The organism is Acidimangrovimonas pyrenivorans (assembly GCF_042643245.1).
Classification (GTDB): Bacteria; Pseudomonadota; Alphaproteobacteria; order Rhodobacterales; family Rhodobacteraceae; genus Acidimangrovimonas; species Acidimangrovimonas pyrenivorans.
In genome coordinates, this window is sequence record NZ_JBHRSK010000004.1 from 1,174,084 (window position 1) to 1,193,502 (window position 19,419).

The window sequence follows — 19,419 nt, forward strand, 5'->3', positions numbered from 1 at the left end:
TTTCGTGGCGAGGGAAAGGATTTGCTGGGAACATGCATGGCGCGGATCGGGCAGGTCCGTCTTCCGGCCCGGCAGGCGGAAGGCGCGTCCGGGCCGCTCAGGCGCCGGCGCCGCGGCGCCAGATGGCGAGGATTTCCTCGGCCAGGGTCATCGGGTCGAAGGGCTTGGTGATCACGTCCAGCGCGCCCATCTCGAGCAGGCGGTCGACCTCGGATTGCTGCGCCTTGGCGGTCATGAAGATCGCCGGGGTGTCGGCGAATTCGGGCATCTGGCGCAGCGCCAGCAGGGTCTCGTCGCCGCTCATGCCCGGCATCATCACGTCGAGCAGGAACAGGTCGGGTTTCTCGACCGGCGCCATTTCCAGCGCCTGCGCGCCTGACTCGCATTGCACGACATCCAGCCCGCCAACCGTCTCCAGAGCAATCAGAGCGATCTCGCGGATATCCATGTCGTCCTCGACATGCATGACTTTCGGCAATTCGGCCATGGCTGCGGAATCCTTTCAAAAACAGGCGACGCCGCAGCGCCGCCTCCCTCATCTCCCCCGTTGCCAATCGCACAAAATCGCGCTCTTGGCTACGCCGCTTTCTCAATCCGCTCCTGTTTCGGCAATTCGACATAGAAGGTCGTGCCGACATTCGGCTCGCTGACAAAGTGGATGCGACCGCCGTGTTTCTCGACGATCGTCTTGACGATGCTGAGCCCCAGGCCGGTGCCCGGATGCTTGCGATGGTGCTCGGTATCGGCCTGGACGAAACGCTCGAACAGCCGTGGCTGGGTCTCGTACGGAATGCCGATGCCGTGATCGATGACCGAGATCAGCGCCGCATCGCCGCGATCCTCGAGCCCGACCTCGACCTCCCCGCCCTCGCGCGAGAACTTGATCGCGTTCGACATCAGGTTCGTCATCACCTGCAAGAGGCGGCTCTTGTCTCCGCTCATCGGCAGGCGCGCGGGCATCGGACGCGCCTTGAGGCGAATTCCGAATTCCTTTCCGTAACAGTCGTTTGCCGCGATCGCTTCATCTACCAGCTCGACCATGTCGAGCGGCTCGCGGCTCACTTCGCCGTGCTCGGCGTCGAGCTTCTCGAGATCCAGCAGGTCGTTGATCAGCTCGATCAGCCGGTCGACATTACGCAGCGCCAGCCCCAGCATCGCCTTCGGCTTGTCCGGAATCGCGCCGGTGGCGCCCGAGGAGATCAGCTTGAGCGCGCCCTTGACCGAGGTCAGCGGCGCGCGCAGCTCGTGGCTGACGGTGGCGACGAAGGCCGAGCGTGCCATCTCGACCTGCTTGCGCTGGGTGATGTCGCGGACCACCGCGACGAAGCGCGGGGGGCCGTCCCAGCCATGTTCGAGCTGGATGTTGATCTCGACCGGCCGGCCGTTGAGATGGGATTCGTAGATCATCGCCTCGGTCTCGCCGTCCAGCACCGGCTGGACGCGGGCGCGGAAGCCGTCGGGATCGAAGCTGTCGGTGGTGTCGGCGATCGTGCGCCCGCGATAGTCGTCCTCGGTCCAGCCATGGAATTCGCGCGCCCGCTTGTTGAGGTAATGCAGCTTGAAATCCTGGGTGGCGAAGACATAGACCTCGTCCTGCAACTGGTCGAACATGGCCCGGATCGGGCCCTCCTCGCGCCGCAACTTGGTTTCGGTGATGTCGGTGCGCAGCGAGATCGCCTTGACCAGCTTGCCCTCGGGCGACAGCTGGGGAACGATCGTGGTGCGGGTCCAGAGCATCCCGCCATCCTTGCGCCACAGCTGGCTTTCGCCGCTCCAGATCTTGCCCGCCGCCACCGCGGCGAAAACCTCGCCCGGCCGCAGGGCCTCCTTGACCAGCAGCAGGTCGCGGGCTCGCGTGCCGAGCAGGTCCTGCGACGAGAATCCCGTCGTCGCCATCAGGTTTTCGTTGACATAGGTGATCCGCCCCTCGGCATCCGAGATGTTCACCATCGCGTGGGCGGCCAGGGCCCGGCGCTGCAGTTCGAGCTCACCTTCCTGCAGATCGAGCTGGCGGGTCTGAACCCGGACCAGGGTGAAGCTGCGCACCAGCACGATCAGCAGGGCCGCAGCAAGGGCCAGGATGGCAATCCAGTCGGCGGTTCCGGCAAAATCGGGACCGAAAAGCCCGGCAAGAATGCTCTCCCTCAATCCAACCATGACGCGTTCCTTTCGCCCGAAGGCTCACTTTTCAACACATTCCCTTGGGCAGCGCTCCCATCCCTGCCCGCGGGACCATCCCTAACTGCGGCGACACTGTCAGCCCGGCATGGCAAGAATGGGTCCGGTTGCGGCAGAAATTGGGGCACTGGCGGAATTTGTAACGAATGCGTTGAAAAATGATGTCATTCTTCAGGCCCGGCTGGCGGTCGCGGTCGCCTTGCGGCTGCTGATCGTGTCGAGGCAGACGGCGACGATCTCGTCGAATCGGGTGCGCGACTTGATGATCACGCGATCGATACGCGGATCGACCACGGTCTTGTCGCTGGCGGTGAGCGCGATCAGCGGCGTCCCCGGCTGGGCCTGGCGGACCAGGTCGATCAGCCGGGCGTCGGCGCCATCGGGCTGGGCGGAGTCGAGGATCACCAGGTCGTAGCGGCCGTTGCCGATCACCTCGGCGATATCGGTCTGGCGCTCGGCATGGACCAGCGCCGCCTGGCGACCGAAGGAGGCGGCGATGATCTCGGCGAAATCGGTGTCGTTCTCGACATGCAGGATGCGCGGCAGGGGCCTTGCCGCGCCCGGGACCGCCTCTGCCCCGTCGCGCGCCGCCCTTTCCCGGGCGGCCGGGGCGGCCGCGGCCCCCTCGAGCGGCAGGGTGAACCAGAAGGTGGTCCTCACCCCCGGCTCGGAGACGAAATCGATCTGCCCACCCATCCGCTCGATGATCTGCTTGGTGATGTTCAGCCCGAGCCCGGTGCCGCCCTTTTCGCGCGTCGCCGAGCTGTCGGCCTGCGAGAAGGGCTGGAAGATGCGGCTGCGGAATTCGGGCGGGATGCCCTTGCCGGTATCGGTGACCGAGATCTTCAGCATGCCGCCCTCGCGCTCGATCGCGATCTCGACCGTGCCGCCCCGTTCCGAGAATTTCGAGGCGTTGGACAGCAGGTTGGCCATCACCTGCTGGAAGCGGTTGACGTCGATCGTGGCCGTCGCCTTGGGTTCGTTATGCACCAGGCGCAGGCGGACGCCGAACTGGTCGGCATAGGGCTTGTTGTCGACGAGGGCGCGGCGCACCAGCTGCGAGATATTCTCCTGGCTGAAGCTGAACTGGACCCGACCGGAGGCGAATTTCTCGAGGTCGAGGATGTCGTTGACCAGCGGGATCAGCCGGTCGCAGTTCTTCTGCGCGATGTTGAGCAACCGCAACGCCCGGTCGGGAATATTCGCGGCCATCGTGTTCAGCACCAGGCTGAGCGAGCCGTTGATCGAGGTCAGCGGCGTGCGCAGCTCGTGGCTGACGGTCGAGACGAATTCGCTCTTGGCCTGGTCGGCCTTCTTCTGTTCGGTGATGTCCATCTGGACGCCGATCAGCCGCAGCGCCCGGCCCGAGGTGTCGCGCTCGGCCACCACCGCGTCCGAGCGCATCCAGCGCCACCCTCCGTCCAGCGCCCGCAGCCTGTAGATCGTGTCCGACCGCTCGGTGACGCCGTCGATGCAGTCGCCGTCGCTCTTCTCGACCACCGGCAGGTCCTCGGGATGGACCCGGGCGCGCCATTCCGCCTGGGCGTCGATCATCGCCTGCGGCGGGAAGCCCAGCAGCATCTTCCAGGTATCCGAGACGATCGATTCGCCGGTTTCCAGATCGACGTCGAAGACGCCGATATTGGCGCCCTTGAGCGCGACGTCGAGCCGGTACTGGGTGTCGCGCAGCTGGGCCTCGATCCGCAGCCGCTCGGCGACGTTGCCCATCACCACGGTGTAGCGCCGCTTGCCCGCCCCGGTCAGCCAGGCGCGGATCTGGATGTCCAGCGCCAGCGCCGCGCCGTTGCGCGACACCGTCTTGACGATGCCGCGGAAGCCGGTGGTGTCATGCGGATTGTCGGAGCGGTTGAAGTAATCCGTCGTCTCGCCCGACAGCAGGTCGGTGAAGGCCATGCCCTCGAGTTCTTCGCGGGCATAGCCGAACAGCCGGCCGATCGCGTCGTTGGCGGTCAGGATCACCCCGTCGCCGTCGAGCAGCGCGATCATCACCACCGCGGTCTCGATGATCGAGCGGGTCTGTTCCTCCTGGGCGGCGATCTCGCGCGTCTTGCGCGTCACCGTCGCCCGGACCAGCGCCTCGCGCCGCGCCGTCGACAAAAGGAAGATCACCAGCAGCATGGTGAAGGCCAGCCCGCCGACCAGCAGCAGCGCCGGGCCGCGGGTATGCAGACCGCTTTCGAAGGCCGGCGTGCTGGTCCAGGCGATCGACCAGCTGCGGCCATAGACCGGCAGCACGGTGACCTTGCGGAAAGAGGGGGCAAACCCCGCCTCCCGGGGGGCGGGGCTGGCGTAGATGTCGCTGCCGGCCGAGACGTCGCGGACCTGGATGCGCAGGTCGCGCCCCTGGCTCACGGTCAGGCCCGACAGCAGGCCGCTGCCGCTGAAGGGGGCGTAGACCCAGCCGCGGAAGGTGGCGCGGCGGGCCTCGAGGCTGCCGGGCACGGTGCCGGTGGAATAGACGGCGCGCAGCAGCAGGAAGCGCGGACCGTCGGCGCCGTCGGGGCCTGTCTCCGGCCGCGACAGCACCGGCTTGCCGCTGTCGCGCGCCTGGATCGCCGCAAGCCGCTGGCCGGTATCGGCCGCAAGGTCACGTCCCAGCGCCCCGGGGTTCTTCGCCAGCGGCGCGATGAAGCGGGTGAGGAACAGGGGCCGCTTGGCTGCCGCTCCGGTCGCCGCGGACGGGTCGGGATGCGGCGTCAGGTCGAGACCGTCCTCCAGCCGCACCGCTTTCAGGTAGTCGTCCAGCCGGCCGCGCGGCACGACCTCGACATAGCCGATGCCGCTGGCGCCGGGCAGGTGCGATCCGGCCGACAACCCGGCGACGAAGCGGCGCCAGTCGACGCTGGTGACCCGGTCCGAGGCGGAGAACAGCGCCGTCGCGGCGTCGAGGCTGAACTCGGATTGCGTTACCCGGCGCTCGATCGCACGCAGGCTGTCCTCGGTCAGGCTGTCGAATTGCTGCTTCGCCCCGGTCCAGATCACCACGGCCGCCAGCATCCACAGCGAGACCGCCGCCAGCAGCGACAGCATCAGGTAGCCGAAGGCGCGCAGCCGGAAGCGCGGCAGGGCGCTGCCCAGCCAGATCACCAGCCCCGGCCGGGTCCAGGGATTGAGCAGCGTCAGCGGCATCAGCACGAAGACGCCGACCGCGCCAACGACCCAGCGGACCGCGGCCTCGGCGACAAGCAGCGGCGACAGCGCGATGCCCTGCAACAGGGCGCTGAGCAACGTCGCGGAGACGCCGATCAGCCCGGCCAACGGCCCGGCGAGCAGAAGCGCGACCACGAAGCTGCGCAGGTTGCAGAATTCCAGCGGCAGGCCGAAACGGCGGCGCAACACGCTGGCCGCCGCCATCGCCTGAAGCACCGCCCCGGCGGCGATCACCAGGTCGCCCGGCAGCATCAGCGGCGACGGCGGACCGCCGGCGCCGTAACCGTGCAGCAGTGCCTGCCCGGCCATGACGCCGACCATGATCGACGGCCACAGCCGCGGACCGCGCATCAGCAGTGCCGCGGCCGCCGGACCACCGCCCAGTGCCACACCCCAGGCGGCGATCGGCATCGCCTGGCTGGTGACCGGACGGATCGCCACCTCGAGCCAGCCGAAGAGGACGAAAGAGCCGGCCAGCAGCAGCCAGGGCCAGGTCAGTTCGGGCAGGCGCAGGCCGGCCCAGCGCCCGGCCCCCGCCCGCTGTCCGCTCCGGCCCGTGCCCGGGCCCGTCTGCTCGAAGCTGCGCCAGCGCACGACCCGGTCCCTATGCTGCACAGAAAGAAGCCGAGCGCATGTCGCCCGCCGGCAGGGTGAAGGTGAAGGTGCTGCCCTCGCCCGGGCGGCTGACCGCGGTGATCCGGCCGCCATGCATCTCGACGATGCGGCGGGCGATGGCCAGGCCAAGCCCGGTGCCGCCGGCCCGCCGGGTCGAGGAGGAATCGGCCTGCTGAAACTCGAGGAAGACATGCTCGATCTTGTCTTCGGGAATGCCGCAGCCGGTATCCGCGACCGAGACCGCCACCAAGTCGCCCTCGCGCCGCGCAGTGACGCGGATATGACCCTCGTCGGTGAACTTGACCGCGTTGCCGATCAGGTTGAACAGGACCTGGCGGGTACGGATCGGGTCGGCATAGGCGGCCACGTCGCCGACATCCGAGATCAGCGCCACGCCCTTGGCCTCGGCGGCGCCGCGCAACTGCTCGATCACGTCGTCGGTCAGCAGGGCCAGCGGAAGCACCTCTGCTTCCATCTCCATCCGGCCGGCCTCGATCTTCGAGAAGTCCAGCAGGTCGTTGATCAGCTGCAGCAGGTGGTTGCCCGACTGCTCGATCCGCCCGGCGCGCTTGGTGACTTCGGCAATGTAGTCGTCGATCCGCGCCCGGACCGCGGCATCGACATCGGCCCCGGCCTCGAGATTGCCGCGCAGCGCCCGCAGCGCCGGCGAGATCTTGTCGTCGGAGAGGAAGCGGGCGAAGCCCAGGATGACGGTCAGCGGCGTGCGCAATTCGTGACTGAGCACCGACAGGAACTCGGCCTTGACCTTGTTGGCATGTTCGGCCGCGTCCTTGGCCCGCTTGAGCTCGGTGATATCGACGCGGAAGCCGACGGTGCCGCCGTCCTCGGTATGGCGCTCGGCAATCTTGAGCCAGCGGCCGCCGGCAAGCTGCTGCTCGAGCTCGGCATCGGCGCGGCGATGCCACTCCAGCCGCTGGGCGATCCACGCCTCCTCGTGCCCCTCGGCCTCGGGATACTGGCCGCGGGCGACACCGACGCGCAGGATATGCTCGAAGGTGTTGCCCGGCACCATGGTATCCGCCGATTTCTTGTAGAGGTCGCGGTATTTCTGATTGCACAGGATCAATCGGTCCTGCGCGTCGTAAAGCGCGAAACCGTCATTGATGGCATTGATCGCCCCCAGCAGCCGCTGCTTGGCGCGGCGCTGGCTGCGGAACTGGTGCAGGCTGAACGCCGACAGGCCGAGGATCACCAGCGCCAGCAGCGCCATCACCAACCGGCTGCGCAGGTAATCGGGAGCATGGACCGGCCAGCCGCCCGCAGGAACCGCCGCCAGCTCCCAGCGGCCCTCGGGCAGGAGGATCTCGTCGATCACCGGCTGCTGGTCGAACACCGCCGGGTCGCCGAAGAACACCTCGCCGACGCGCCCCGGCCCCGCCTTGCGGCGCAGCGCGATGTCGAATTGCGCGTCGTGGTTGAACAGCCCGGCACTGAGATAGAAGTCGCGCGCGTTCATCACCAGCGAGATGATGCCCCAGAACCGGTCGCCCTTGGCGGCGCCTGCCCCGGTTCCGTTGCCGGCAACCGCGTCGGCGCCCGAGAGAAAGACCGGCGCGCGCAGGATGAAGCCCATCTGGCGGGCCTGGAGCAGCGGCAGGGGCCCGTCGACCACCGTGCGGCCGCTCTTGCGCGCCAGCTCGATCGCCGCGCGCTGGCCGGACAGCTGGTCGTAGGACAGGCCCAGAAGCGACTTGTTGGGCGCCAGCGGGTAGACATACTTGACCACCAGGTCGGGCGCCGCGGCGATGTTGATGATTTCGGGATGATTGCGGATCATCACGCTGGCCAGCGCCTTGTAGCGTTCCTGCGACATGTCGGGCGCCGCGTCGATCGCCGCCTCGAGCCCGCGCATCATCAGCGACAGCCCCATCAGCCGGCTTTCCAGCTGCGCCCGCTGGGCGTCGAGCTGATCGGTCAGCCCGGTGCGCAGCTCGGCCCGATAGGCCTGGGTCCGGGCGCTTTCGAGATGGACGGCGCCTGCCAGCAGCAGCACCGCGACCGGCAAGAGTACAGCCAGATAGGACCGCACCGCAGAGGGCGGCCTCTTGTACTTCCCTTGCCTCTTCCCCAAATCCGCCACGGTCCTCGGTGCCGCCCTGTTGCGACGACGTCTTGTTGTTCTTCTTGCGCGACATCCCCGGCCTTGTTCCGCCCGGTTGACCCCGCCCTGCTCGATCCTTCGGGCCGGCGGGCCGTCAAGCCCCCCCGCCCGCTCGCGCTACCGACTACCTGGACACACTCACCGACCACCAGCGCATTCCGCCGCGCGCCGCGCCCCGAGGCTCAACCCACAGCTGCGTGTAACACTTGCTTGTTCGGCGAATTCGCGCAAGCAAATTTGCCGACCATGGCATTTGGGAAACACTCTGTTGCTTCCCGGCACCCCCTCCGCAGCGCCCCGCGGGCCGCCGTCATGCGCCCCGACAGGGACGAAAGGGCTCACCCAAACTTGACTAATTAACTCGGTTTCTTATTGCAAAGCCGTCCGCCGCCCGTATATCAACAAGAAAGCCGCCCCCGGGACGGCGCCAACGGAGTCGATGCGCCATGACCATTGCAGTGCAACCCGATCAGCCTTTCCCGCTCGGCCTTGCCGCGCGCGGCTATGCCGGCTCGATCCACCGCATCGAGGTTTCCGAGGGCCATCCCGGCCTGCCCGCGATCGAGATCGAACGCCGCCTGATCGAGCTCGGCTTCGTCGAGGGCGCCACCGTCTCGGTGCTGCACGAGGGGTTGTTCGGCCGCGACCCGATCGCGATCCGCGTCAACGGCGCCACGGTTGCGCTACGACGGCGCGAGGCGATGGCGATCCTGACCCGCTGAGGCATCCATGGCTGATTTCGCTCCGCTGCCGGTGCCGCGCCTGGCCCTTGTCGGCGCGCCCAATTGCGGCAAGACCGCCCTGTTCAACGCCCTGACCGGCAGCCGCCAGAAGGTCGGCAACTACGCCGGCGTCACGGTGGAACGGAAGACCGGCACCGCCCGCACCCCCGGCGGCCACAGCTTCGACGTCACCGACCTGCCCGGCACCTATTCGCTGCGCGCCCGCAGCCCGGACGAGCAAGTCACGCGCGACATCGTCCTCGGCCACCGCCCGGGCGAAACGGCGCCCGACCTGCTGCTCGCCGTCGTCGACGCCACCAACCTGCGCATGGGCCTGCGGCTGGCGCGCGAGCTGCGCCAGACCGGCCGGCCGGTGCTGGTGATCCTCAACATGATCGACATCGCCCGCCACCGCGGCATCGAGATCGACACCGCGGAGCTGTCGCGCGAACTCGGCCTGCCGGTGGTCACGGCGACGGCGGTGCGCAAGGTCGGGATGGCGGAACTCTGGTCGCGGCTCGACGAGATCGCCGCCGCCGGCCTGCCCGCCCCGGCCGAGAATGCCTGGCGCGAACCCGGCGTTCTCGAGCTGCGGACCGCCCAGCGCGAGGTCGACCGGATCATCGCCCGCACGGTGCGCACGCCCGCCATTCCCCATGGCACGACCGCGCGGATCGACGCGGTGCTGCTGCACCCGGTCGCCGGGCTGGCGATCCTGCTGGTGCTGCTCTTCGTCATGTTCCAGGCGGTCTTCACCTGGGCCCAGCCGCTGATGGACCTGATCTCGGCCGGCTTCGACGGGCTCGGCGCCGCCACCCACCAGCTGCTGCCACCCGGCCTGTTCCAGAGCTTCATCGAGAACGGCCTCATCGCCGGGGTCGGCTCCGTCCTGGTCTTCCTGCCGCAGATCCTGATCCTGTTCCTGTTCATCCTGCTGCTCGAAGACCTCGGCTACATGGCCCGGGCCGCCTTCCTGATGGACCGGATCATGGGCGGCGCCGGACTGCACGGCCGCGCCTTCATCCCGCTCCTGTCCAGCTTCGCCTGCGCCATTCCCGGGATCATGGCGGCGCGGGTCATCGACAGCCGCCGCGACCGGCTGACGACGATCCTGGTGGCGCCGCTGATGACCTGCTCGGCCCGGATCCCGGTCTATACCCTGATCATCTCGGCCTTCATCCCGGCCCGCACGGTCGCCGGGCTGTTCAGCCTGCAGGGGCTGGTGATGTTCGGCCTCTACGCCGCCGGCATCGTCAGCGCGCTGGCCGTCTCCTTCGTCGCCAAGCTGCTGTTCTGGCGCCGCGATCCCGCCCCGCCCTTCATGATGGAGCTGCCCGATTACAAGCTGCCCCGGCTCAAGGGCGTCGCCATCGGCCTGCTGACCCGGGCGCGGATGTTCCTGCGCCGCGCCGGCACGACGATCTTCTCGATGATGGTGGTGATCTGGGTGCTGGCCACCTTCCCCGGCGCCCCGGCAGGGGCCGAGGGGCCGGCGATCTTCTACAGCTTCGCGGCGATGATCGGCCACCTGATCGAGCCGCTGCTGGCGCCGATCGGCTTCAACTGGCAGATCGCCGTCGCGCTGGTCCCGGGCATGGCCGCGCGCGAGGTTGCGGTGGCCGCGCTCGGCACGGTCTACGCCATCCAGGGCGGCGGCGACACCGCCCAGGCGATCGGCCACGCCCTGGCCCAGCACTGGAGCCTGGCGACGGCGCTGTCCTTCCTGGTCTGGTACATCTTCGCGCCGCAATGCGCCTCGACACTGGCCGTGATCCGGCGCGAGGCCGGCGGCGCGCGCTGGATGTGGCTGACCTTCGGCTACATGCTGGCGCTGGCCTACGCCGCTTCCTTCCTCACCTACCACATCGCCCTGGCGCTCGGCGCCGGCTGAGGCTGAGGCCGGGATCGGGGCCGAGGCCGGGGGTTTCACACCCCCGGACCCCCGTGGAGTATTTGGGCAAAGAAGAAGACAAGAAGCCCCTTCTGCCTTTCACCTTTGCGAAAATACTCCGGGGGAGTCGCCGCAGGCGACGGGGGCCGCGCCCCCGCCTGCAGGCAGCGCCAGAAGGCTTGCGGCGCAGCCGCGCAATCGGATCAGCCGGCTTTCAGCTTCACCGGCTTGCCGTGCGGGGTGCTGAGATAGGCGTCTTCCCAGGCGGCGCGGGTCGCCTCGACCTGGTCGGGCGCGGCGAGACCGCGGGCGGCGAGCAGCGCCTCGAGCGTTTCGAGCCAGGCGGCGAAGTAATCCGCGCCGCCGTCGAGATCGCGCGACAGGCCGTGGCGGGCCAGCGTGGCGCCGAAGGCCTCGGTCCAGTCGGACCAGGAGAAATGACCGGCCTCGTTCAGCGCCACGGTCAGGCTGAAAACCTGGGCGTGCCAGGGTTCGTCGAAGCGGGTGACGGGATGCGGCGTCTCGCTCATGCCACGGGCTCCAGGTAGCTCTCCCACAGGTCGATCATGACCTCGTCGCCGGCCCGTTCCGACCAGCCCCACAGATCCGTCGCGTCGAAGGCGACGCCGTAGAGCGGCTGCGGCGCCTCGCCGAGGAAATGGGCGTTGCTGTCGGGGAAGACATGGGCGCCGTGGCTTTGCACCACCACGCCGACATGGCCGGCGGCATAGGCCGGCAGCCTCGTGTGGCCGCCCTCGACCAGCGTGTTATGGGCCGGCAGCCGGGCGCGGACCCGGTCGCCCGGCCGGAAACGTGGATCAGGGCCGAGGCGCAGGCTGGGGCTGCCGCGCGACAGGGCGCCGGCGACATCGCCGCCCTTCAGCGCCTTGTCCTGCAGCGGCGCCTCGGCGATCGCGCCGCCCGCCAGCTCCTCGCGCGTCACCAGCCCGCGCGCCGCCAGCAGGTCGGCCAGCGCCGCGATCCATTTCTCGTAATAGCTGAAGCTGGCGTAATCCTTCGGCGCCAGCGCCTCGCGGGTGAAGCGCGCGGCGTCGATGCTCCATTCGCCCAGCGCGCCGGCGGCCAGCGTCAGCGCCATCGCCTTGCGGTGCCAGGGCTCGAGGAACAGCGGCTCGTCCGGGATCGGCGTCACCGGCCCGTCGCCGTAGCGCCCGCCCATGTCGTGGACCCGGGTCATGCCCCGCCCCCGGGCCGCTGCGGCAGGCCGGTGCCGATCATCGAATCCCGCGTCACCCACTGCATCAGCTCGTCCTCCGACAGCCCCTCGCTGCCCTCGGGACGCATCGGCAGCACGAGATAGCGGATCTCGGCGGTCGAATCCCAGACCCGCACCTTCTGCTCCTCGGGCAGGGTGAGGCCGAAATCGGCCAGCACGGCGCGCGGTTCGCGCACGACGCGGGCGCGGTAGGCGTCGGACTTGTACCAGGTCGGCGGGATGCCGAGCAGCGGCCACGGGTAGCAGCTGCACAGGGTGCAGACGACGACGTTGTGGACCTCGGGCGCGTTCTCGACCACCACGACATGCTCGCCCTGGCGGCCGATCAGTCCCATATCGGCCAGCACCGCGGTGGTATCGTCGCGCAGCGCCTGCAGGAAGGCCGGATCGCGCCAGGCCCGGGCGACGACCCGGGCGCCGTTCTGCGGCCCGACCTTGTTCTCGTAGGTGTCGAGGATCTCGTCGATCGCGGCGGGATCGACGAGGCCCTTCCGGGTCAGGATGGTTTCCAGCGCCCGCACCCGCAGCGCCGGGTCGGGCGGCAACAGGGCATGGTCGTGATCGTGATGATGGTCATGTGGCATGGCGGCAGGATGCCGCCAACCGCGCGGGCTGTCCATGGCTTTGCGCACCTGCCCTGCCCCGCGGATCACGGCGCGGATTGCCGGACAATGCCACCACTCTTCCTCGACCGTTGACAATTCTTGCCCAATTCCCGCCGCATCCGGCGAATACTCCCGAATATGTGATCTGCTCCGTTGCGGCAAAGGCCGCTGCGGGGCACCCAACTGCCGACGACTGCCAGGACCCCGCCGTGACGGACTACACGCTCGACTATGCCGCCTATGATGGCTCGTTGCTCTCGACCGAGCTGTTCTCGCAGAACACGACCCTGTGGCTGAACGATTTCGGCCAGCCCCAGTCGGGCAGTTTCAGCGACGACAATGACCGGCTGACCGTGGGCGAGACCTTCCAGCTCAACGGCCACGAGGTCGAGATGATGGGCTCGGGCACGGTGCAGCCCGGCATCGATGCCTTCGGCGTGGTCGTGCCGCTGGGCCAGAGCAAGGATGTCATCGTCGCCAGCGACACCTCCTCGGGCCAGCACTATTTCCTCTACCCGGACGGGCCGCCGAACCAGCTCGGCAGCGTTGCGCTGGTCAGCGACGTCCAGCCCGTCGGCTACGATTTCCGCACCAGCGGGCCGCTCTGCTTCGTCCGCGGCACAAGGCTGCTGACCCCGCGCGGCTACCGCCGGGTCGAGAGCCTGTGCGCGGGCGATACGCTGCTCGATCGCGACGGGCGCGAGGTGCCGGCGCTCAAGGTCTTCTCGACGACACTGACGCTCGGCCCCGGCACGCGCGAGGCGCTGGCACCGGTCGAGATCGCGGCCCATGCCTACGGCCATGGCTGCCCGCTGCGCCCGGTGCGGCTGTCGCCGCAGCACCGGCTGGTGATCGCCGGGCCGCAGCTCGAGCTCTACATGGGGGTCGAGGAGGCGCTGGCGCCGGCGCGGGCGCTGGTCAATGGCGGCACCATCCGCCGGGCGACCGAGCTGGACGAGGTCGCCTATTACCATGTCCTCTGCCCCGCCCATACCATCCTCGTGGCCGAGGGGCTGGAAGCCGAAAGCCTGCTGCTGGGCGATATCACGCTGGGCCGTCTGCCGGCCGAGGAGATCCGCGAGGCGCTCGACCTGTTTCCCGACGCGGCCGAGGGCTTTCCGCGCGCCGCCCGCCAGCCCTGCCTGCCGCTCTTGAGCCGGCGCGAGGCCGAGCTGATCCTGCTGGCCGAGCGTCAGGACTTCGCGCCACAGCATCACGCCGCCTGACCGCCCCGCCCGTTGCGGAATATTCCCCCGGCCGCGCCGATCTGCTAAGGGCTGCGCGCGCTTCCCCCTTGCGCCGCAATCGGGCATATCGGGGCGGCATAACGCGTTCAACCAAGGTGAGAGACCATGCACGACATCCGCGCGATCCGCGACAACCCGACCCAGTTCGACGCCGCCCTCGGCCGCCTCGGGGTCTCGGGCATGTCGTCGCAGATCCTCACCATCGACGAGGAGCGCCGGACCCAGATCGCCAGGGCCGAGGAGGCCCGGGCCGAGCAAAACCGCGCCTCGAAGGAGGTCGGCGCCGCCAAGGCGCGCGGCGACGAGGCCGAATTCGAGCGGCTGCGCGCGCTGGTGGCCGAGAAGAAGGCGGCGGTGCAGGAACTGACCGAGACCGCCAAGGAGCTGGACCAGAAGCTGAACGACCTGCTGATGGCGATCCCCAACCTGCCGCTGGACGACGTGCCGGACGGCGCCGACGAGGACGAGAATGTCGAGATCCGGCGCTGGGGCGCGCCGCGCAATTTCGACTTCGACCCGAAGGAGCATTTCGAGCTTTCCGGGGTCCGGCCGGGGATGGATTTCGAGACCGCGGCCAAGCTGTCCGGCTCGCGCTTCGTGGTGCTGCGCGGCGCGGTGCTGCGCATCCACCGGGCGCTGGGGCAGTTCATGCTCGACACCCATGTCAGCGAACACGGCCTGACCGAGACCTGGACCCCGGTCCTGGTCAAGGAAGAGGCGATGTACGGCACCGGGCAACTGCCGAAATTCGGCGAGGACAGCTACAAGACCACCAATGGCTGGTGGCTGATCCCGACCTCGGAAGTGACCCTGACCAACACCGTCTCGGGCGAGATCGTCGACGAGGCCCAGCTGCCGATCCGGATGACGGCGCTGAGCCAGTGCTTCCGTTCCGAGGCCGGCTCGGCCGGCAAGGACACCTCGGGCATGCTGCGCCAGCACCAGTTCGAGAAGGTCGAGATGGTCTCGATCACCCATCCCGACAAGTCGCTGGAAGAGCACGAGCGGATGACCGGCTGCGCCGAGGCGATCCTGCAGAAGCTCGGCCTGCCCTACAGGGTCATCGTGCTCTGCACCGGCGACATGGGCTTCGGCGCGCGCAAGACCCATGACCTCGAGGTCTGGCTGCCGGGCCAGGACACCTATCGCGAGATCAGCTCGGTCTCGGTCTGCGGCGATTTCCAGGCCCGGCGGATGAACGCCCGCTACAAACCGGCGGACGGCGGCAAGCCGGGCTATGTCCACACCCTGAACGGCTCGGGCCTGGCGGTCGGGCGCTGCCTGATCGCCGTGCTCGAGAACGGCCAGCAGGCGGACGGCTCGGTCGAGCTGCCCGAGGCGCTGCACCCCTATCTGGGCGGCAAGACCCGGCTCACGGCGGAGGGCGAGCTGGCGTAAGGCGCCACTCCGGCTGGTTCAAAGCAAGAAGGGCGGCGCCCGACCCTGGGAGGGCGCTCGCCGGCTTCAGACATAAGCGGCAGGGTGCCAGATGCCCGGCGCCTGTTCCGCTTGAGGGGCCGCGATGCGCCCTCCCGGGGGGAGGGTCGGGCGCCACCCGGCGTGCCGCCGGGCGAAACAATAGGGCGGTGTTTGCCCCCTATAGCCCGCCTTCGCGCTTGATGAACGCCACCACCTCGGCCACGCCCTCGCCCTGGCGCAGGCTGGCCATCACGTAGGCCCGCTTGCCCCGCGCCGCCCTGGTGTCGCTTTCCAGCAGTTCCCGGTCGACGCCGACATGCGGCGCCAAGTCGGTCTTGTTGACGATCAGCAGGTCCGAGCGCGTCACCCCCGGCCCGCGCTTGCGCGGGATGTCCTGCCCGGCGGCGGTGTCGATGACGTAGAGCGTCAGGTCGGCCAGCTCGGGGCTGAAGGTGGCGGCGAGGTTGTCGCCGCCGGATTCGATCAGCACGATGTCCAGATCGGGCAGCTTCTCGCGCAGGTCGGCGACGGCGGCGAGGTTGATCGAGGCGTCCTCGCGGATCGCGGTATGCGGGCAGCCGCCGGTCTCGACGCCCCGGATCCGCTCCAGCGGCAGCGCCTGGGCCCGCATCAGGTATTCGGCATCCTCGCTGGTATAGATGTCGTTGGTGATGACGGCGATGGAATAGTCGTCGCGCAGCGCCTTGCAGAGCTGCTCGGTCAGGGTCGTCTTGCCGGCGCCCACCGGGCCGCCGATGCCCACCCGCAGGGGCCCGTGGGGGGAAGCGTGGGGGGAACTCATGTCCGGAATATCCTCACATCCATGGTTTCGTGTTTCATCGCCGCGAGGTCCGAGCGCAGCGCCGCCGAGCCCAGCGCCTCCAAGGGTGCCGCGGCCGCTTCCGCCGCGAGCCGCAGGATCAGGGGTTGCAACGCTGCCAGCACCGCCTGGCCCTCGGTCTGGCCGAGCGGCACGAAACGGACCCCGGCCAGCACCAGGTTGCCGGCGAAGGATTGCAGATAGAGGGCGATCGCCTGTTCCGGTGCCACCTCCAGCCCCTGTGCCGCGCGGCCCAGCGCCACCGGCAGCACCGCCGGATCATGCTCCAGCCCCAGCAGCGCATTGGTGGTGCGGGTCAGCGCCGCGCCCTGCTCCAGCACCTCGGCCAGCCGCTCGCGCGAGGGCGCCAGCGCCCGGCCCAGCGCGTCGAGCGCGGCGTGATCCACCCCCGGCCGCAACGCCTGCGCCAGCAGGATCGCGTCGCCGCGCCCCGCCCCCTCGGCCAGCACGCCTTCGAGCCAGCGTTGCAGCCCGGCGGCATCGGCGATCTCGCCGGCCGCCACCGCCCATTCGATCCCGTGCGAATAGGCGAAGCCGCCGAGCGGGAAAGCGGGCGACAGCCATTGCGTCAGGGTCAGCAACCCGGCACTGGACACCCCGGCACTGCCCCCCCCGGAACTGGCCCCCCCGGCACTGGGCGCGGCCGGGTCAGACATCCAGTTCCTCCGCCACGTCCTCGACATCGCCCAGCCGCAGCAAGTGGATCTCGCGCACCAGACGGAGCGTCGGCTTGAGGCCGAAGCAGATCGAGCCGACCAGGAACAGCCAGGTCGCCAGGTAGGTCGTGGCCTGATCGAAGAACAGCGCCGAGCCGATCACGAACATGCCGGCGGCGGAGAAATCGACGAAGGTATAGGCGACCTCGTAGGCCGCCCATATCCTGCAGTGCTGCGGCGTGCGGTTGCGGTTGTCGGGATTGAACAGGCTCATCTAATGGTCTCGGGCTCGCCGTCCTCCTCGTCATCCTCGTCGGGATGGTAATGCGAGACATGGTGATGGACATGGCCATGATCGTGGCCGTGCTCATGGCCGTGATCGTGACCATGGTCATGGCCCATGGTGCGGCCGTGACCGTAGGCGCCGCCCTCGGGCCGGAACGGTTCGGTGACCAGCGCGATGCCGGCGCCCAGCTTCTTCAGCATGTCCTCGAGCACGTGGTCGCGGCGGATCAGCAGCCGGTCCTCTTCGACCTGGCACGGGGTGTGACGGTTGCCGACATGCCAGGCCAGCCGCGGCAGATCGCCGGTGACGGCGACCAGCGGCTCCTCGGCAGCGGCGACGGCGATCTCGCGCCCGTCCTCGAGAACGAAACAGTCGCCCTGATCCAGGCTGACCGTTTCCGCCAGATCGACCAGCAGGCTGTCGCCGGCATCCGTTTCCAGCCGCTTGCGGCGCAGGAAGCGGTCGTCATAGCTCAGCGTGACTTGCCCCTGCGGGGCGGCGGAGGCCTCGCTGGCGCGGCGGATGCTGCGGGCAGGCGGAAGATCGGTCATCGGCGAGTTCCTTCAAGACAGGTCAGCTGGGCAATATGTCCCGGAAAACATAGACCGGAATCCGCGCCCGCGTCAGCCCCATTGCGGACAATGCGGCATCGGGCGGCGCATCGAGCCGGGGGGCCGATTTGCACCGCCCTCCGTGGCCTCTCCGCCCGCTCAGAACAGGAAATACCGCTGCGCCAGCGGCAGCTCCTGCGCCGGCTCGCAGGTCAGCAACTCGCCGTCGGCCCGCACCTCGTAGGTCTCCGGGTTGACCTCGATCGCCGGCGTGGCGCTGTTGTGCACCATGTCCGCCTTGCCGATACCGCGGGTGTGCTCGACCGCCAGCACCTGCTTGGCCAGTCCCAGCCTGTCGCCGATCCCCTCGGCCACCGCCGCCGCCGAGGAGAACACCACGGCAGAATTCTCGACCGAGCGGCCGAAGGCGCCGAACATCGGCCGCGAATAGACCGGCTGCGGCGTCGGGATCGAGGCGTTCGGGTCGCCCATCTGCGCCGCCGCGATGGTGCCGCCGATCAGCACCATCTCGGGCTTGACGCCGAAGAAGGCCGGGTTCCACAGCACCAGGTCGGCGCGCTTGCCGACCTCGACCGAGCCGATCTCGCGGCTGATGCCATGGGCAATGGCCGGGTTGATGGTGTATTTGGCGATGTAGCGCCGGACGCGGAAATTGTCGTTGTCGCCGGTCTCCTCGGCCAGCCGCCCGCGCTGCTGCTTCATCTTGTGGGCGGTCTGCCAGGTGCGGATGATGACCTCGCCGACCCGGCCCATCGCCTGGCTGTCCGAGGACAGGATCGAGAAGGCGCCCATGTCGTGCAGGATGTCCTCGGCGGCGATGGTCTCGCGCCGGATCCGGCTTTCGGCGAAGGCGACGTCCTCGGGGATATTGGCGTCGAGGTGGTGGCAGACCATGAGCATGTCGAGATGCTCCTCGATCGTGTTCACCGTGTAGGGCATGGTCGGGTTGGTCGAGGACGGGATGACGTTCGGCGCCGCCACCACCTTGATGATGTCCGGCGCGTGGCCACCGCCTGCACCCTCGGTATGGAAGGCGTGGATGGTGCGGCCCTTGAAGGCCTTGAGCGTGTTCTCGACGAAACCGGATTCGTTCAGGGTGTCGGTGTGGATCATCACCTGGACGTCGTAGTCGTCGGCGACGGACAGGCAATTGTCGATCGCCGCCGGGGTGGTGCCCCAGTCCTCGTGCAGCTTGAGGCAGGCGGCGCCGGCCTTGATCTGCTCCTCCAGCGCGGCCGGCAGCGAGGCATTGCCCTTGCCGGCGAAGGCGAGGTTCATCGGGAAGGCGTCGGCGGCCTGCAGCATCCGGCCGATATGCCACGGGCCGGGCGTGCAGGTGGTGGCCAGCGTGCCATGGGCCGGGCCGGTGCCGCCGCCCAGCATCGTCGTCAGGCCCGAATGCAGCGCGTCCTCGATCTGCTGCGGGCAGATGAAGTGGATATGGGCGTCGAAGCCGCCGGCGGTGAGGATCTTGCCCTCGGCCGCGATCGCCTCGGTGCCCGGGCCGATGACGATGTCGACCCCGGGCTGGGTGTCGGGATTGCCCGCCTTGCCGATCTTGACGATGCGGCCGTCGCGGAGGCCGACATCGGCCTTGTAGATGCCGCTGTGGTCGACGATCAGCGCGTTGGTGATGACCGTGTCCACGGCCCCCTCGGCCCGCGAATATTGCGACTGGCCCATGCCGTCGCGGATCACCTTGCCGCCGCCGAATTTCACTTCTTCGCCGTAGGTTGTCAGGTCTTTTTCAACCTCGATGACGAGGTCGGTATCGGCCAGGCGCAGCCTGTCGCCGGTGGTCGGGCCGAACATGTCGGCATAGGCGGCGCGGGAAATGCGGGCGGGCATGGCGGCTCC

General features: G+C 68.8%; 16 protein-coding genes. 4 read left to right on the plus strand and 12 right to left on the minus strand.

What is annotated here, in order from left to right:
• Positions 1 to 97: 97 nt before the first annotated feature.
• From ACFOES_RS08610 to ACFOES_RS08625, 4 genes are all read right to left on the minus strand, one after another.
• Positions 98 to 487 (minus strand): response regulator, encoded by a 390-nt coding sequence (locus tag ACFOES_RS08610; RefSeq protein ID WP_377832828.1) that lies wholly within the window; start codon positions 485 to 487, stop codon positions 98 to 100.
• 89 nt (positions 488 to 576) lie between these two features.
• A complete protein-coding gene (locus tag ACFOES_RS08615) occupies positions 577 to 2,157 on the minus strand; it encodes an ATP-binding protein (RefSeq protein ID WP_377832829.1) in 1,581 nt (526 codons plus the stop codon).
• Positions 2,158 to 2,349: 192 nt separating this feature from the next.
• Positions 2,350 to 5,943: a CHASE domain-containing protein gene (locus ACFOES_RS08620; protein WP_377832830.1), complete on the minus strand. Its 3,594-nt coding sequence runs from the start codon at positions 5,941 to 5,943 to the stop codon at positions 2,350 to 2,352.
• A 10-nt stretch (positions 5,944 to 5,953) separates the two neighbouring features.
• The gene (locus ACFOES_RS08625; protein ID WP_377832831.1) at positions 5,954 to 8,014 is read right to left on the minus strand and encodes an ATP-binding protein; all 2,061 of its coding nucleotides are present in this window, start codon (positions 8,012 to 8,014) and stop codon (positions 5,954 to 5,956) included.
• 518 nt (positions 8,015 to 8,532) lie between these two features.
• Between ACFOES_RS08625 and ACFOES_RS08630 the strand changes: the two genes are divergently transcribed.
• On the plus strand, positions 8,533 to 8,808 hold the full coding sequence (locus tag ACFOES_RS08630) for a FeoA family protein (RefSeq protein ID WP_377832832.1): 276 nt from the start codon (positions 8,533 to 8,535) through the stop codon (positions 8,806 to 8,808).
• 7 nt (positions 8,809 to 8,815) lie between these two features.
• On the plus strand, positions 8,816 to 10,699 hold the full coding sequence (gene feoB, locus ACFOES_RS08635) for a ferrous iron transporter B (RefSeq protein ID WP_377832833.1): 1,884 nt from the start codon (positions 8,816 to 8,818) through the stop codon (positions 10,697 to 10,699).
• 203 nt (positions 10,700 to 10,902) lie between these two features.
• Here feoB and ACFOES_RS08640 read toward each other — a convergent pair whose 3' ends face one another.
• The 3 genes from ACFOES_RS08640 to nthA are packed head-to-tail and all read right to left on the minus strand — an operon-like array spanning position 10,903 to position 12,520.
• A complete protein-coding gene (locus ACFOES_RS08640) occupies positions 10,903 to 11,229 on the minus strand; it encodes a nitrile hydratase accessory protein (protein WP_377832834.1) in 327 nt (108 codons plus the stop codon).
• The gene (gene nthB / locus ACFOES_RS08645) at positions 11,226 to 11,897 is read right to left on the minus strand and encodes a nitrile hydratase subunit beta (RefSeq protein WP_377832835.1); all 672 of its coding nucleotides are present in this window, start codon (positions 11,895 to 11,897) and stop codon (positions 11,226 to 11,228) included. Before nthB ends, ACFOES_RS08640 begins: the two co-directional genes overlap by 4 nt.
• Complete coding sequence (gene nthA, locus ACFOES_RS08650; protein WP_377832836.1) at positions 11,894 to 12,520, minus strand: nitrile hydratase subunit alpha; 627 nt, start codon at positions 12,518 to 12,520, stop codon at positions 11,894 to 11,896. Before nthA ends, nthB begins: the two co-directional genes overlap by 4 nt.
• Before the next feature lie 230 nt (positions 12,521 to 12,750).
• On the opposite strand from nthA, the gene ACFOES_RS08655 reads away from it, so the two are divergent.
• A complete protein-coding gene (locus ACFOES_RS08655; protein WP_377832837.1) occupies positions 12,751 to 13,767 on the plus strand; it encodes a Hint domain-containing protein in 1,017 nt (338 codons plus the stop codon).
• A 126-nt stretch (positions 13,768 to 13,893) separates the two neighbouring features.
• Positions 13,894 to 15,186, plus strand: a complete 1,293-nt coding sequence (gene serS, locus ACFOES_RS08660) for a serine--tRNA ligase (RefSeq protein ID WP_377832838.1) — start codon at positions 13,894 to 13,896, stop codon at positions 15,184 to 15,186.
• A 199-nt stretch (positions 15,187 to 15,385) separates the two neighbouring features.
• On the opposite strand, the gene ureG is transcribed toward serS, so the two are convergent.
• From ureG to ureC, 5 genes are all read right to left on the minus strand, one after another.
• Positions 15,386 to 16,009 (minus strand): urease accessory protein UreG, encoded by a 624-nt coding sequence (ureG, locus tag ACFOES_RS08665; RefSeq protein ID WP_377832839.1) that lies wholly within the window; start codon positions 16,007 to 16,009, stop codon positions 15,386 to 15,388.
• The gene (locus ACFOES_RS08670) at positions 16,006 to 16,704 is read right to left on the minus strand and encodes an urease accessory protein UreF (protein ID WP_377832840.1); all 699 of its coding nucleotides are present in this window, start codon (positions 16,702 to 16,704) and stop codon (positions 16,006 to 16,008) included. Before ACFOES_RS08670 ends, ureG begins: the two co-directional genes overlap by 4 nt.
• Positions 16,697 to 16,978, minus strand: coding sequence for a YrhK family protein (locus tag ACFOES_RS08675; RefSeq protein ID WP_377832841.1), 282 nt, complete (start codon positions 16,976 to 16,978; stop codon positions 16,697 to 16,699). The genes ACFOES_RS08670 and ACFOES_RS08675 overlap by 8 nt, the downstream gene beginning before the upstream one ends.
• On the minus strand, positions 16,975 to 17,541 hold the full coding sequence (ureE, locus tag ACFOES_RS08680) for an urease accessory protein UreE (RefSeq protein WP_377832842.1): 567 nt from the start codon (positions 17,539 to 17,541) through the stop codon (positions 16,975 to 16,977). The genes ACFOES_RS08675 and ureE overlap by 4 nt, the downstream gene beginning before the upstream one ends.
• 159 nt (positions 17,542 to 17,700) lie before the next feature.
• On the minus strand, positions 17,701 to 19,410 hold the full coding sequence (gene ureC / locus ACFOES_RS08685) for an urease subunit alpha (protein ID WP_377832843.1): 1,710 nt from the start codon (positions 19,408 to 19,410) through the stop codon (positions 17,701 to 17,703).
• Positions 19,411 to 19,419 lie beyond the last annotated feature (9 nt).

What these genes read in the sequence shown, in the direction of transcription:
- ACFOES_RS08670 (WP_377832840.1), bottom strand. Translation starts at nt 16,704, where the DNA reads ATGTCTGACCCGGCCGCGCCCAGTGCCGGGGGGGCCAGTTCCGGGGGG.
- ACFOES_RS08610 (WP_377832828.1), bottom strand. Translation starts at nt 487, where the DNA reads ATGGCCGAATTGCCGAAAGTCATGCATGTCGAGGACGACATGGATATC.
- ureC (WP_377832843.1), bottom strand. Translation starts at nt 19,410, where the DNA reads ATGCCCGCCCGCATTTCCCGCGCCGCCTATGCCGACATGTTCGGCCCG.
- ACFOES_RS08640 (WP_377832834.1), bottom strand. Translation starts at nt 11,229, where the DNA reads ATGAGCGAGACGCCGCATCCCGTCACCCGCTTCGACGAACCCTGGCAC.
- ACFOES_RS08630 (WP_377832832.1), top strand. Translation starts at nt 8,533, where the DNA reads ATGACCATTGCAGTGCAACCCGATCAGCCTTTCCCGCTCGGCCTTGCC.
- nthA (WP_377832836.1), bottom strand. Translation starts at nt 12,520, where the DNA reads ATGCCACATGACCATCATCACGATCACGACCATGCCCTGTTGCCGCCC.
- serS (WP_377832838.1), top strand. Translation starts at nt 13,894, where the DNA reads ATGCACGACATCCGCGCGATCCGCGACAACCCGACCCAGTTCGACGCC.
- feoB (WP_377832833.1), top strand. Translation starts at nt 8,816, where the DNA reads ATGGCTGATTTCGCTCCGCTGCCGGTGCCGCGCCTGGCCCTTGTCGGC.
- ureE (WP_377832842.1), bottom strand. Translation starts at nt 17,541, where the DNA reads ATGACCGATCTTCCGCCTGCCCGCAGCATCCGCCGCGCCAGCGAGGCC.
- ureG (WP_377832839.1), bottom strand. Translation starts at nt 16,009, where the DNA reads ATGAGTTCCCCCCACGCTTCCCCCCACGGGCCCCTGCGGGTGGGCATC.
- nthB (WP_377832835.1), bottom strand. Translation starts at nt 11,897, where the DNA reads ATGACCCGGGTCCACGACATGGGCGGGCGCTACGGCGACGGGCCGGTG.
- ACFOES_RS08615 (WP_377832829.1), bottom strand. Translation starts at nt 2,157, where the DNA reads ATGGTTGGATTGAGGGAGAGCATTCTTGCCGGGCTTTTCGGTCCCGAT.
- ACFOES_RS08675 (WP_377832841.1), bottom strand. Translation starts at nt 16,978, where the DNA reads ATGAGCCTGTTCAATCCCGACAACCGCAACCGCACGCCGCAGCACTGC.